Origin of the sequence: Paraburkholderia sp. RL17-373-BIF-A, assembly GCF_046030175.1 — a bacterium.
Lineage (GTDB): Bacteria > Pseudomonadota > Gammaproteobacteria > Burkholderiales > Burkholderiaceae > Paraburkholderia.
Map to the genome: position 1 here is coordinate 66,977 of NZ_JARESO010000003.1, position 14,270 is coordinate 81,246.

The 14,270-nt window shown below is 60.3% G+C and carries 13 protein-coding genes; 2 read left to right on the plus strand and 11 right to left on the minus strand.

Annotated elements, in window-relative coordinates; genetic code table 11:
* Positions 1 to 4: 4 nt before the first annotated feature.
* The 7 genes from P0D80_RS04480 to P0D80_RS04510 form a co-directional block, all read right to left on the minus strand.
* Positions 5 to 1,063, minus strand: a complete 1,059-nt coding sequence (locus tag P0D80_RS04480; protein WP_408281594.1) for a maleylacetate reductase — start codon at positions 1,061 to 1,063, stop codon at positions 5 to 7.
* Between the two features lie 6 nt (positions 1,064 to 1,069).
* Positions 1,070 to 2,533: an aldehyde dehydrogenase family protein gene (locus P0D80_RS04485; RefSeq protein ID WP_408281597.1), complete on the minus strand. Its 1,464-nt coding sequence runs from the start codon at positions 2,531 to 2,533 to the stop codon at positions 1,070 to 1,072.
* A gap of 95 nt (positions 2,534 to 2,628) precedes the next feature.
* Positions 2,629 to 3,624 (minus strand): hydroxyquinol 1,2-dioxygenase, encoded by a 996-nt coding sequence (locus P0D80_RS04490; protein ID WP_132382601.1) that lies wholly within the window; start codon positions 3,622 to 3,624, stop codon positions 2,629 to 2,631.
* 35 nt (positions 3,625 to 3,659) lie between these two features.
* Positions 3,660 to 4,151 (minus strand): cupin domain-containing protein, encoded by a 492-nt coding sequence (locus P0D80_RS04495; protein WP_106301548.1) that lies wholly within the window; start codon positions 4,149 to 4,151, stop codon positions 3,660 to 3,662.
* Positions 4,152 to 4,315: 164 nt separating this feature from the next.
* The gene (locus P0D80_RS04500; protein ID WP_408281601.1) at positions 4,316 to 5,281 is read right to left on the minus strand and encodes a LysR family transcriptional regulator; all 966 of its coding nucleotides are present in this window, start codon (positions 5,279 to 5,281) and stop codon (positions 4,316 to 4,318) included.
* 77 nt (positions 5,282 to 5,358) lie between these two features.
* A complete protein-coding gene (locus P0D80_RS04505; protein WP_408281604.1) occupies positions 5,359 to 6,732 on the minus strand; it encodes an MFS transporter in 1,374 nt (457 codons plus the stop codon).
* A 138-nt stretch (positions 6,733 to 6,870) separates the two neighbouring features.
* Positions 6,871 to 8,004, minus strand: a complete 1,134-nt coding sequence (locus P0D80_RS04510) for a porin (protein WP_408281607.1) — start codon at positions 8,002 to 8,004, stop codon at positions 6,871 to 6,873.
* A 500-nt stretch (positions 8,005 to 8,504) separates the two neighbouring features.
* On the opposite strand from P0D80_RS04510, the gene P0D80_RS04515 reads away from it, so the two are divergent.
* Positions 8,505 to 9,062, plus strand: a complete 558-nt coding sequence (locus tag P0D80_RS04515) for a 4-hydroxylaminobenzoate lyase (protein WP_132382595.1) — start codon at positions 8,505 to 8,507, stop codon at positions 9,060 to 9,062.
* A 135-nt stretch (positions 9,063 to 9,197) separates the two neighbouring features.
* Here the strand turns inward: P0D80_RS04515 and P0D80_RS04520 are convergent, their stop codons facing one another.
* The 3 genes from P0D80_RS04520 to P0D80_RS04530 form a co-directional block, all read right to left on the minus strand.
* Positions 9,198 to 9,779 carry an NADPH-dependent FMN reductase gene (locus P0D80_RS04520; RefSeq protein WP_408281609.1) on the minus strand — a complete coding sequence of 194 codons (582 nt, stop codon included), beginning with the start codon at positions 9,777 to 9,779 and terminating at the stop codon, positions 9,198 to 9,200.
* A gap of 243 nt (positions 9,780 to 10,022) precedes the next feature.
* Entirely contained in the window at positions 10,023 to 10,712 is a 690-nt protein-coding gene (locus tag P0D80_RS04525; protein ID WP_132382593.1) for a nitroreductase, read from the minus strand.
* Positions 10,713 to 10,833: 121 nt separating this feature from the next.
* Positions 10,834 to 11,805: a LysR family transcriptional regulator gene (locus P0D80_RS04530; RefSeq protein ID WP_408281950.1), complete on the minus strand. Its 972-nt coding sequence runs from the start codon at positions 11,803 to 11,805 to the stop codon at positions 10,834 to 10,836.
* A gap of 424 nt (positions 11,806 to 12,229) precedes the next feature.
* On the opposite strand from P0D80_RS04530, the gene P0D80_RS04535 reads away from it, so the two are divergent.
* The gene (locus P0D80_RS04535; RefSeq protein ID WP_408281614.1) at positions 12,230 to 13,744 is read left to right on the plus strand and encodes a hypothetical protein; all 1,515 of its coding nucleotides are present in this window, start codon (positions 12,230 to 12,232) and stop codon (positions 13,742 to 13,744) included.
* A 70-nt stretch (positions 13,745 to 13,814) separates the two neighbouring features.
* On the opposite strand, the gene P0D80_RS04540 is transcribed toward P0D80_RS04535, so the two are convergent.
* Positions 13,815 to 14,096 (minus strand): hypothetical protein, encoded by a 282-nt coding sequence (locus P0D80_RS04540; RefSeq protein ID WP_408177162.1) that lies wholly within the window; start codon positions 14,094 to 14,096, stop codon positions 13,815 to 13,817.
* Positions 14,097 to 14,270 lie beyond the last annotated feature (174 nt).

The window sequence follows — 14,270 nt, forward strand, 5'->3', positions numbered from 1 at the left end:
CGTGCTAGTCGGGGCGCCGCCCGTCGAAGGCGGCTTCGAGCAATGCACGCAGCGGTATTCGTTCTATTGGCCGCGGATTCCAGTACGGGTTCTTCAACGCGAGATCGAGTGCGATGTCGAGATCGGCTGCTGTCAGGCCGATGTCTTTCAGCGCCGTCGGCGCACCGTGATCGTGTGCGAGATCGAATACGGCTTGCGCGGCGTCGTCGGCGTGCAATGCGTGGGCGATACGCTTCATCGCCTCGGGTGCAGCCGCACGGTTGTAGGCGAGCACATGCGGCAACACGATGGTGTGCGTCTCAGCGTGCGGCAGATTGAAAGTGCCGCCGAGCGTATGGCACAGCTTGTGATGCAAGGCCATGCCGACACTGCCGAGCACGGCGCCGCATAGCCACGCGCCATACAGGCAGTCACCACGCGCCGCGAGGTCTTCTGGTTGTTGCATTACGCGAGGCAGCCCCTGGCCGAGCGCGCGAATGCCCTCTTGCGCCATCAGGCTGATGATCGGATTCGCGTCCTGTGCGTAGAGCCCTTCCGCCGCGTGGGCGATGGCGTTGATCCCACTCGTCAGCGACAACGCGGGTGGCAGCGACGTGGTCAATGCCGGGTCGTAGATCACCGTCTTCGGCAGCACACGCAGATCGCGGCCGGTCTTTTTGACGCCGCCCTCGGTGAGGCCGTAGATCGGCGTCATCTCGGAGCCTGCATACGTGGTCGGAATTGCGATGATCGGCAGCGAGGTTTCGAGCGCGATTGCCTTGCCGAGACCGGTTGTGGAACCGCCGCCTATCGCGATCGCGCAATCGGCGCCGACGCTTGCGGCGAACTCGCGCGCCGCGCGAGCGGTTTCGACCGGTACATGCATCACGGCTTCGGCGTAGACGCCTGCCGCGCGCGAGCCGAGACTCGCCGCGAGCGCTTCGGCCTGCGCACGCTGTTGCGGCGTGGACAGCACGATCGCCCGCGTGGCGCCGAGCAAACCGATCTCGCGATCGAGCTGGTCGAGACTGCCCGCGCCGAAAATCACGCGTGACGGCAGGCCGTTATAGATGAACGGTTCCATGGCGGTTCAGCGCGGGTAGTAAGGCGGAATCTGCGCATCCACGTTGACCCAGACCGACTTGGGCTGCGTGTATTCGCGCATCGCTTCGAAACCCATTTCACGGCCGTAGCCGCTTGCGCCGACGCCGCCGAATGGCGAAGCGGGACTCACGCGCTTGTAGCAGTTGATCCACACCATGCCGGCGCGAATCTCGCGAGCCACCAGATGCGCGCGTTGGAGATCGCGTGTCCAGAGACCCGCGCCGAGACCGTATTCGGTGCCATTCGCAATCGCCAGCGCCTCTTCGTCGGTGCTAAATGTCGTGACCGTCATGAATGGCCCGAACACCTCTTCCTGCGACACCCGATGCTCCGGTTTCGCTTCGACGATAGTCGGCTCGACATAGCAGCCATTTGCGAGCGCGGCATTGTCCGGCGCCTTGCCTCCCGCCAGTACGCGGCCACCCTGTTCGCGGGCGATATCGACAAATGAAAGCACGCGGTCGCGGTGCTGACGCGAGGTGAGCGGGCCCATCTCGGTCGACGGATCGAGCGGATCGCCAATCTTGATCGTGCGGCTCAACGCGGCGAACTTTTCGAGCACTTCGTCGGCGATCGATTCGTGCACGATCATCCGCGAGCCGGCGATGCACGCCTGCCCCTGGTTGTGGAAGATCGCGAACGCCGAGCCTTGCACGACCGCCTCGATATTCGCGTCGCCGAATACGATGTTCGCGCCCTTGCCGCCGAGTTCGAGTTGCACCTTCTTCAGATTGCCGCTCGACGCCTGCACGACCTTGCGGCCCACCGCGGTCGAACCGGTGAAGGCGACCTTGCTGATCTCCGGATGTTCGGCGATATACTGCCCGGCCACATGACCCAGGCCCGGCAGAATATTGACGACGCCATCCGGGAAACCCACTTCGGCCATCAGTTCGGCTATCGCCAGGCTCGACAGCGGCGTGAGTTCGGCGGGCTTCATGATCACGCAGTTGCCCGCGGCGAGCGCCGGCGCCATCTTCCAGCTCGTGAACATGAGCGGGAAATTCCACGGCACCACCTGCCCGACAATGCCGACCGGCTCTCGCGTCAGGTAGTTCAGAAAGCCCTGCTCGACCGGAATCACCGAGCCTTCGAACTTGTCGGCCATGCCGCCGAAATAGCGGAACGTGGCCGCCGTGCGCGGCACGTCGAGGTTGCGTGTATCGCGGATCGGGTGGCCGGTATCGAGCGATTCGAGGCGCGCGAGCTTGTCGGCATTCGCTTCGATCGCGTCGGCCAGCTTGAGAAGCAGATGCCCGCGCTCCATCGCGGCGAGGTTGCTCCACTTCGGAAACGCCGCCTTCGCCGCCGCGACGGCGCGATCGACATCGGCCGGGCCCGCCATCGCGACGTCGGCGATTACCGAGTTGTCGTGGGGATTGAGGGAGGCGAGCGTTTCGCCGTTTGCAGCCGGCACGAAGCGGCCGCCGATGAAGAGTTGCGTTTGCATGTCAGTCCTGTGCAAGTAAAACCTGGACGCGACTTTCCCCGCGGCGCCAGCGGTCTGGCGCCGTTCGATCGACGATCGGGGGGAATGCCGGGGAGTTACATCTGAATCGGATACGGCGGCAGCTCACCGCTTTCGTAGCGCTTGGGCAGATCGGGGGTCGCGTTCTCCCACACCAGCAGCATCGAACGCTTCTGCGAATAGCCCTTGTGGCGGATATCGGCCGGCATCGCGGCGATATCGCCCGCGTTCATCGTGATGCGTGCGCGCGGCTCGCCGCTGTCCTTGTCGGCGACGTCCCAGATGATCTGGTCGGACAGTTGCAGGAACCACTCGACGCGGTCGTTGCCGTGGAACACCGGCAGCACGAATTCCTCGGTGGTCGGGCAGAACAGGCTCTGCTGGCATACCGACGTGACCGACGGATTCCACGTCACGTCCGAGCGCGACAGGTACTTGAAGAGGCTGAACGCATGCAGAGCGCCTTCGAAACCCGGCTCCGCGTGAATCTCCGGTTCGTCCTGGCCGACGTCGGCAAACTGGCGATTGACGGGAAGATCGTCGCGCAACGGCGAGTCGCCTTCGAGGCCCGGCATGCGCTTGGTGGCAATCCGCGTGCGCTCGATCGCGGCGATGTTGTCGCCATGTTTCGTGCCGAACGCGGAGCCGGTTTCTTCGGGCGCGGCGAACGGGTCGAAGCCTTCGTTGACCCAGTCCTTCAGGATCGCCTTGAAGGTCGCCATGATGAGCGGCGTGTCGAACTGCTGCATATGGTCGACGCCCGCTTCCTTGAAGCTCGCGTTATACGCGCCGGCGTACATGTCGACCTTGCCGTAGTGATTGCGCGTGCCGATCACTTCGTCGAAGTTGACCCAGCCGTAGAAGAAGCCCCACGCCACGTCGCGCATCATCGCGCGCAGGAAGTCGTCGGCGTGCATCTGGTGCGAGCGGATCTGGCCTTTGGCCGGCCATCTGACGGTGGCGAAATAAGCGTCGCGGCTGAATTCGAAGTCGCCGAGACAGAACGTGCGATAACCGGTCACCGCGTCGGCCTCGCTCGCGGTGACGTTTTGCAGGGTGCTGACTTTGTCCATGATGGGCTCCGAAAAGATCGATCGTGTAGAGGGATTCAGTGGATGCAGATGTCGGCCCACTTCTCGACCGAATAGCGTCCGAGGATCGTCTGCACGAGCAGCACGCCTTTTGTCTTTGCTTCGAAGCGATAGGCGGCGCCGGCGGGCAGCAGCGCCTGATGACCGCGGCGCAGCCGCACATGGCCCATCGACTGGCCCGAGGGCTGGCCTTCGAGGCGCACGCTGCCTTCGGTCTGTGCGTCGACCAGCGGGCCGTCCGACGGCTTGATGAAATAGATGTCGATTTCGCCGTCGAGCACGACAGCGAACTCATCGTGCGACGCAGCAAACCACGGCGACGAACCTTCCGCGCGCAGCGTCTCGATCACGTACTTGAGATTCTTGCCGACGACGACCTTCTCGTAGGGCTCAGCGCGGCTCGCGACGTCGAATACATTCGACATGGCGTAATGTTCCGGTTTGCCCTTGATGATTTCGATGGAGCCTTTCCGAAAGTTGTCCAGGCTGCCGAACCAGGTTTGTTGCATGTCTGCCTCCAGTTGATCCACGAATGCGTTGCTTGCATCGAAGATTAAGCGGCGACAGGCATTACAGCAATGTTCTGAGGGTCGGGAAACGCGAACCTTGGGTGCTCCAAAATCGCGCCAGGGAAACTACCTGGTGGCGAACCCTCATCGGCCTCGGGTTGGCCTTAACTGTCGGACAGTTCCTCGCCGACGCTTTTCGTTTCGTCGTCCGGCGGCGTAATGCCGAGCGCCCGGTCCCACTGCGGTTCGCGCAGATAGCGCGCGCGCAGGAAGTCGACGAAGGCCTTGACCTTGGTGGTCGAGCGGTGCGACGCAGGATACACCGCCGACAGCCACAGCGGCGGCGCCGCGTATTCCGGCAGCACACGTTCCAGCCGGCGTTCGAGCAGATCGGCGGCGGCGACCATGGTCGGAAGATAGACGACGCCCGCGCCGGCCCTCGCGAATTCCAGCAGCAGATGCACGCTATTGGTTTTGAGCACCGGGTTCAGCGCGATTTCGAAGCACTCGTTGCCGCGCATCAGCGGCCACTTGTCGCCCCAAGGGTAGTACGAATAGCGGGCGAAATCGTGCCGCAGCAGATCGAGCGGTGTCTCGATCAGCGGCTCTTCCTTCAGATAGCCGGGCGCGGCACAGAGCACGCCGCGCACCGGAAAGAGACGCCGCTCGACCAGCAGGTTCGATGCCGGCGGATAGATTTGCAACGCCAGGTCGAAACCTTCCTGAACCGGATCGATGACGCGGTCGTTGACGGTCACGACGAACTCCACGCGTGGGTACGCGGCGCGGAATTCGATCAGCGTCTGCGAAAAATGGCCGAGCGCAAAGCCCGGCAGGACGTGGATATTGAGCGTGCCCGCGAGCGCCTGCGGATCGCCACGCGAGCGGCCGGACAGATCGTGAACCTTGGTGACCAGCTCGGCGCACTCGCGGTAGTAGGTCTCGCCGAGTTCGGACAGGCGCACCGCCCGGGTCGAACGATGAAAGAGCGGCACGCCGAAATGGTCTTCGAGCTGCTTGACGCGCGAGGTCACCACCGATTTGGCGACCCCCAACTGACGCGCCGCGCCGGCGAAGCTCTGCGCTTCCGCGGCGCGTACGAACGCTTCCATCGACATGAATAGGTCCATGCTGTCTCCTCTTGCCGGGGCGAGCACCATCCGGTCTGTACCGAGATCCTATCGCGAATTCGATGGCGCGCGCCTTCTCATGGACTCGGTTCAACAACCGCCGCCTGCAGGCTTCCCTGCTTATTACTGACCGATACCGCGACAAGCAATGCCATGGCTGCGACGAATGCGGGCGCGGCCATCGACGTCAAAATGGCGATCATGCTGTAGCCGGCAGCAGAAAGCGCTCCCCCGCCGAGCGCGCCGAGAATGCCTCCCAGGCGCCCGATACCCAGCATCCACGCCACGCCGGAAGCGCGCCCGTGCGTGGGATAGAACAGCGCCGCAAGGGCCAGCATCGACATTTGCGCGCCCGTCATGCAGACACCCGCCACGAAGGTCGCGATCGCAAGCGACTGAACATTGGCCGTGCCCTGTCCCATCGCGCAGACAGCGGCGCCCAACAACAGAAATGCGAGCGCGACCACTCGCCACGGATTGAAGCGGTCCATCAACCAGCCACAACCCAATGCGCCGATTACGCCTCCCGCCGGAAACAGTGCCGACACCAACGACGCCTGGCGCAGTGTGAAGCCCGCGTCATGGATCATCGTCGGCATCCAGCTCGTCAGCATGTAATAGACAAGCAGACCCATGAAGTACGCTAGCCACAACATCAACGTGCCGAACCTGTAACGCGTAGAGAGGATGAGAGCAAGTGGCGCGGTTTCCTTCTCCCCTACCCGATCAGATACAGAGAACTTTGAAGCAGTCACCAGCTCACCACTGGCAATTCTTCGAAGTACTCGACGAATCCGATCATCCGGCCAGCCTTTGATCACCATGAATCGCACGGACTCGGGCAGCGCAACAAGGGCACATGCAAGCAGGACGGGCGCAATGCCGCCCGCGAGGAAGATCGAGCGCCATCCGAAGTCTGGTATCAATGCAGCCGACACGACGCCACCGGCCGACGCGCCTAAGGTGAATCCGCAGAACATGACGTTCAGCAGCAAGGATCGACGTCTCGCCGGCACGTATTCCGACAATAACGTCGTCGAGTTGGGAAGTGCCGCGCCAAGCCCAATTCCGGTTAAAAAGCGAAAGACCGACAGTTGCCAAACACCCGTAGCGAATACGCAGGCAATCGTCCACACGCCGAAAAAACAGACTGAGCCGATCAAAACCTTGCGACGCCCGATCCTGTCGGCAACGGGTCCAGCAAGCAGCGCACCGATCGCGAGACCCACGAGCGCCGCACTAAGTACGGGCCCAAGCGCGATTTTTGTTACTCCCCACTCTTTCGCGATCGCCGGCGCAACGAAGCCGATTGCGCTGGTATCGAATCCGTCCAGCGCGACGATCAGAAAGCAGAAAAACAGAATCAACCACTGATAGGGTGAAAACCTGCGTTCGTCAATGAACTGTTCGACGTTGAGTACGTTCTGCTCGCCGATATCTCGTGTGCTCATGCAAACTCCGTGATCAAACGGGCGGAGCGTTCGCGAGAACACTGTCCGCCTGCCATGGTTAATGATTGCCCTGCGGATTCACGGAGCACGATACCCGTCGCTTCTATCGGGCAACTCGCGCTTCGCGCACGCGCCCGGTTAGAACAAGTGCCGAATACCCGCCATCGTAGCGAACTGACCCATGCCCGCCGCCGGCGTTGTGCCTCCGCCGCCCACGCTCGCGGAAAAGCGCGCCTTGGCGCTGTTCCACAAATACGTACCGCCGATATAGACAGCAGTGGCTTTCGACAAGAAGTAAGTGGCGCGCAGCGTTGTCATCGTTGCCCGCGCATCCTGCTCCCGGACCACGATCCGAAAGCCTTCGCCATCGATCACAAAACTCGGGGTCACGAAATACTGGGCGCCTACGAAGTAAAGATTCGACCGTACGTCGGGCGCCGCGGCGGCGTTCGTCTCGACGTGTCTTCCGAGCCACCCCGCTCCGACCTTCAACCCGGCAAACTTCACGTAGCCGTTTGCCACGATGCGCGTGTCCTTGTCTGCGCCTGACGCAATGGGAAAAGTGCCGATGCCGTCAAAGAAATTAGCCGCGGCGTTCGCACCGCCGCGCTGTTCGTCGTATGCAGTCGCAACGCCAAAACTTGCCGCGTCGTATTTGAGCATTGCGCTCCATTCATGACATGGGTTGAACTGGCCTGGAACCTGACCGGCGCATGTACCCTGTCCCGGCGAATTGCCGGTGCCGGCCGCATCGCGTCCGAACGAATACGAGGCGCCCACTGTCACCCCTTTATAGGTGCCCTTGTAGACGATACTGTTATCGCTACGCGCATTGGGCAGGTAATTGTCCAGTGCGCCGATCCCGTGGACATCGGGGCCCAGCATGTCCGCATCGGACAAAGCCCAGAAAACCATGTTGTACTGGCGCCCGAAGGTTAGCGCCCCCCACGGCCCGTCAATGCCGACCCACGCCTGGCGCCCAAACAACCGCCCTCCTTGCCCAATGTCTCCCGCTCTCGTATTGAAGCCATTCTCCAGGGTAAAGATCGCCTTCCAGCCGCCCCCGAGGTCCTCGGTGCCGCGGATCCCCCACCGGGACGGCAATTCCCCACTGATGGCCGGCATCCGAACGACGTGGTCGCCGGCGGAATTTGCATGAGACACGTACTCGATGCCGGTATCGATCAAACCATACAGTGTGACGCTGCTTTGTGCGAAGGCAGATGCACTCAACATCCCGAGACCGAACGCTGCAACCCTTCCACGCTTCATACTCCTCCCAATGATTGGTCAGTCGCTTCGTTATCCAAAGTACTTTATGTGATACGGATCATTGGTGCGGAGCTTATGTTTGCAAATAAAAAGCAACAACACGGTGAAACACGGGGCCACGAAAATACGAAGCGTATTCGCCGGACATTTGGAAAATTTAAATTCTCCTGTCAGGACACAGACGCATGTACTTTTCTTTTCACGGCGTGATCAGCGGTGATTTTCATGCGCTAACGTGCTTGAGAGAGAAGCGCCGGAGACCTCGAGTATCGAGATGAATTGTGTTCATTTGCCTATTGAACGCAGCGGTGTGCGGCACTTGAACATCATTCAATGTGGTATTGAAAACTATCCCCTTCGCCCTCCTGCAGCGATGTGGCATCGTGACCGCAGCGGTGAGCGCCCAGTCGTTATGTGTCGACGGGCAAAGCCCACCATCTTCGACGCGGCGTCGTCGACCCGGGCTGCACACGCAGCCCCTCAGACCAGTGAGGACCAACTTGTCACAAGCCAATAACTCAAGCAGTAGAGATGAACTGATAGCGAAATGCCTGCCCTTTCTCGAGGAGGTCAAGGATCTGACTACGGGCAATGAGGTCGAACAGTGGCTCAACGAAAAATACGGCACATCGAGCGAGTTCTATAAAGATCTCGAGCGCCTGATTACGATCGGCGTAGTGGAAGAAGGCTGGGCGGCCAACATCGAGATCTCCGGGCGCAGGTATCGGCGCGCACGTCTTGTCGATCCGTCAGAAGAGACCTTTGGATTCAGCATTACGGCGGTCTATATGGATAGCACCGGCAATGACCAGAACAATCCGGAGGGAAGCTTCCGGGGCGATTACCACGCGCATCCCTATGGCGAATTCAACATGGTGGTGTCGCTAAACGAAGGCGCGGCCCTCGCCGGTCCGAACGGCTGGTGTTATGGCGGATGGACCGCGCCGGCGCCGGGCAGTCATCACTATCCGGAAGCAAAGGGCGGCGCAATTATCGCTTTGTTTTTTCTGCCCGCAGGGCGCATTGCGTATAACGTCAAGGCGCCTGACGCAAACTGATCATGCGCAGGACCCGTCGGTAACGGCGCGTTCTGCGCTTACGCCGCGTCGACACCCGTTCCCCTTCAACCCGGAAGCTGGGACACCAAACCGGCATCACGCCGGGCGCGTTGAGTTGCGCCCGGGCACCAACATTCAGTGGGTGGTCAGTTGCTTCGTCACGCCAACGAGGCCAAGACCGACACGTCGCACTTCGGCATCCGCTATCTCATCGACGAGCCCGCCGTTCTCAGCAAATGCCTGATGGGCAGAACCCAGCGAGAACACTTGAGGAATCAGGATCGCGCCCATCTTCTCGAGAACACCCCGCATTCCGAGCATTGCGCGAATCCCGCCCATCGGCCCCGGTGATGCCGAAACAACCGCCGCGACCTTACCGGCGAAGAGTGTCAAGCCGGAACTTCCCGTCGCGGTCGGCCTGCTTACCCAGTCCAGCATGTTCTTGAGCACAGCGGTATAGCCGCCGTTATGCTCAGGCGAAGCGACTAACAGCGCGTCATGTCTGGCGAACAATTCCTGCAGCGCTCGAACCCGCTCAGGGACACCGTGCGCACTTTCGACATCAACGTCGTAAATTGGCAAGGGAAAGTCAGCGAGTGTGATAAACGTCACCTCCGCGCCATCCGTTCGTGCAGCAGACGCAGCTATTTCCAATAGTTTTCGATTAAGGGAATCACGGCGGGAACTCCCACAAAAGGCAAGGATCTTTACTGTCATATTTTGAAAAGTAGTGGAGTCAAAAAAAGAGATTGAAGTGAACTGATTGAACTATTGCCGGCTGATCCTCAACGTGAGTTAGATGATCCGCGATCATGTCGCGTACACACGTTGGGACGCCTGCCCGGTGCACATGGCTCGTGGGTCTTCGGCAAGGCGATTGCGCGCGCCGCAACTGCAACGCACGCGAATTCTGAAATGGAGAGCGACCGATTAGCCGGTCCAAAACAACGGCCTTCGGCGCTATGCCTCTTCGTCGAAGCCGACAAACGTAGTAAATCTTTCGACCGTCTCGCGCGGAATTGCGAGCCTGTTGACCACTGAATCATGGTCTGCGTAACCCAGCGACATACCGCACACCACGTCAAAGCCCGGTTCAAGTAAAAGATGCTCGGCGATGATCGTCTGATAGCGTGCAAACGACACTTGCGGGCACGTATCGAGGCCCCGAGCACGGGCTGCGATCATGACCGTCTGCAGAAAGAGACCATAGTCGAGCCAGCTGTGCTTTTTCAGTCTCGCATCGATAGTGAAGATCAGGCCGACCGGTGCCCCAAAGAAACCGAAGTTTCGGCCTGTGGCGCGGGCGCGACCGGCGACGTCCGCCTTGTCGATACCAAGGGCACCGTAGTATCGCGCGCCGAACTCCTCCTGCATCGGGCGATAAGCCTCCGGCATGGGGTCCGGAACATGCTGTAGTGGCGGATGCAAATCCGCGACATGGGCGCGCACAAGCGCCTCACTCAGCGACTCCTTGCTACGCCCACGCAGCACGTGAACTCGCCACGGTTGCATGTTCGAGTTGCTTGGCGCTGTGCGAGCGACATCGAGAATGTCTATGATGTCTTTCTGTGAGACTGCATCGGAACGGAAAACGCGAACGGCTTTCCGTGACCGGATAACCGAATCGACGACTTGAGCGTCCGAATGCATTTGATGACCGGTCTCCGCGGCGTTAGGGATATCTATATGCATAGTGCCCCCATGATGGCATAGCCAGAACATCAAGCGCGGTGAAAAGACTGCAAGATGGTCTTGAAGGAAACGGGACCGCCTAGCTTCGCACCTGCCTGCCGATGTCGAGTATCTGGGCCCGCAGCCACTGCAGCGCCGGGTCGTGGGCGTTTCGCGCATGCCACACCGCTCTGACCGCGGACTCCGGAGGCGGGTACGGCGTTGCCCGCGTTTTCAGCTCGCCGTAGCGCTCGAACTCGCGTCCCAATGGGGAAGGTACGACGGCGAACATCGCACTGTGACGCAGCAATGCAGGGATCGCCAGCGAATGAGCCACAGCGACCCTCAGCCGCGGTCGCGCCGATCCCTCTGGAAAGGCATCTTCCAACGCCTGCCGGTCGAACATTTCCGACTGCCGCGCCAAACCCCGTTCAACGATGAAGCCGCCAACGGCGCCCTCTTCCGCACCACCGAGCGAGACGGCGACAAGTGGGTAGTTCAACAGGTCGTCGTGAGTGACTGTGCGCTCGCCAATGGGATGATCCTGACGCATCACCAGCACGTCTCTCTGCTGCCACACCATCATCGACTGAAAGCGCGGCGGCACCTCCGCAAAGATTCCAATGGCGATGTCGATCCGGCCGATGTCGATCTGTCCGGCGAGATCCAGCCGCGTGGACGGTCGTATCACGAGGTTCACCATCGGAGCTTCGGCGGCAAGTCTCTGACTGAGACGGCCGAGAAGAAGCATCGTGATGTAGTCGTTCGCCGCAACGACGAACTCACGTTCGGCAACATCCGGCCGGAACGGCTCGTCGCCCAGCGCCACTTGAATCTGGTGGAGTGCGTTGCGCAACGGGGCTGCCATCGCGACTGCGCGCGCGGTCGGCTCCATCCCTTTCGAGGTCCGGACGAACAGGTCATCCTCCAGTGCGTCCCGCAACCGCCCCAGAGCGTGACTCACGGCGGACTGGCTAAGATTCAACCGCTTTCCGGCGAGGACCAGATTGCGGTCCTCGAACACTGCGTCGAATACTCGCAAGAGATTAAGGTCGATCCGGCCGAGGTTCATGGTGTTAACTGGTTGGCGTTGCAGTCGCATCATTTTACTCGCGGTAACTCGTGCTTCGGCGACCGCACTGCCAAGGCATCGAGACAGGAGGATTTGGGACGCGCCGGCGGCCGTTGACCGCATTTGGGACACCTCGTCTCGGTGGCCCAAAGTATGACGAAATGGCGCAGTTCGAGGGTCAGCCCGGCAAAGGCATGGGGCTATAAGCGAGCAACGCGGATGCGGAGCGAAACAGCGGATTAACCCCTCTTTCGCCCCGAGTTTCCATAAAACCAAGTATTAAGCTTAAAGATTTTCAGTTTGCAGTCGATATATCGACTGAAGCCGCTCGTCGCGCAGATGACCACAATCCCGCATCGAAAAAATAACAAAGCACGGCACCATGACCACCTTATCGTCATTGAATGTAGGCCTTCCTCTAACTATGACGCCGTCATCGAGCACGGCGAACAGCCTTGCTTCGACAGCCGGCGTCGTATCGGAAGATGCCGTCACCGAGACCGCGTCGACAGTTGTCACGATCCCCTACGCGGGCGTCGAATCACCCATCGTGTACACGCAGCACGGAACGCTGGCTAGCGCGGGACCGACCATCACCTGGGGTCACAGCAACACCGACGCCGTCTCTCTCGCGATGGCGGGCGATTACATGGCCGGCACGATGTGCGGGCAGTTCTACAATCTGGGAAGCGCTCTGCTCGATCGCTTCAAGACCACGGGTAGCAATTTCTCGCAGTCGGTCACGGTCGCTTCGGCGGGCGCAGCCGGCGGAGCCGGTGCAATCGGACTATCGGGACAAAGTCCGCAGGGCGATATCAAACTGACCGTTCAGACCGCGAGCGGCGTCAAGGTTGATATTGAAATGGACAGCGGGGACGGGACGCTGGCGGTCAGCGTAAAGAGCAGCGGGACGTTGAGCGGCACCGAGCGCAGTGCCCTGGCCAAGCTGGCGGATGGATTTCAGAAAGCAATCGATGGCATCAGCGCTGTCCCACCGACGCTCGACATGAGAGGTCTGACGCAGTACGACACATCGGTATTGTCGTCCGTGAATATGCAGTTCGATGTGACAGGCGACGGCCCAAACAACGTGTCAGCCAATATCTCACTGGACAGTTCAGCGAGGAGCGTGAGCCTCACAGACTCCGCCGGCACGATCAATCTCAAGGTCGATACGAGCGATTCCGCAGTCTGGGGCTCGGGCGCGCAACGCGACCAGGCCATCGCAAGCTATCTGACGCAGTTCGACAACGCCAACGCGAAAGGGCACGGGAACACCGCGTTGATGTCAATGTTCAAAGACGCGTTCACGCAACTGAACAGCGACTATGGGACGTCGTCGCAGCAGCTTCCCGGTACGGCCTATGCACCGTGGCTGGCGCAGTCGGATCACGCCATGTTGACCGGTCTGGCCGATTTCACCGGCTCGATGACCGATAACCCGGTGTCCTCCAATCCGATGCTGGTGAATCAAACGGATACTTTTTCCTATCAGGTCTCGCAGAGCACGCGAACCGAAGGCAATCTGCTGGACGGCAAGATTTCGCAAACGCAGCGATCGCATCTGCAAGCGAGTTACCACCAGGCGCTAGCCGGCGGCACGCTACAACTCCGCAAATCGTTAGCATCACAGAACTACGACTATGTGCAGATCAACGACGACGCAAGCAGCACAGTCGACATCGCAACGAAACGCGGCAAGCTACTTCAGGCGACGTTGAACCAGGCGTCCAATCAGTCTGTACGACAATCCGAATACGTGAGAGGCGTGTTGGTGTCGGACGTCACCACGCCAACGAATACATCGGTTTCGAAAGATCTGCTTACGTTGCTGCAACCTTTGTTTGACGATAACCAGGCCGCACAGAACAGCAGCACCTGGCAACAGACGCTTTCGGGCATACACGGGATGGTTTTACTAAACGCGAGTGCAAACTGAAATAGCCGCGGCAACGGACATCACTTCGGTCGCAGAGCGCTGGCTGACTCGCGCCCCGCGACCGGGCTTATCAATTGCCGCGATACATCACGCCGACGCTATCAGCCGCGGCAGGCCCGCCAGACTGCGATCTGACCGATTCGTTACCGCCAACGCCACTGCTGTTTTCGTCTACCATGCTTGCCGGACTCACTGCCGCAGCCATCGTCTGAGCAGTTTGACTGCGTTGCATTGCAGGCTCGCCGACGTCGGGGCGATAGAAAGGTGCAGGGCCGTAACCGCTCGCAAACGCGGGAGCAGCCAACACGGCAGAGCTTGCGACTAATAGACCGACGATAAGTTTCACCTTCATAACGACTCCAATAATAAGTTTGTTGAATACTCGAATGCACCCGGATCAGGTCCATTTTCGGCGCGCTATTCAACGTTGATGCGAAGAGGCAAAGGGCTTGCCGCGCGCTGACAAAGAGGCTCAAACGAACAACGCATTTCCCTTTAAATGTGAGCAATATTGCTGACGCCGCGG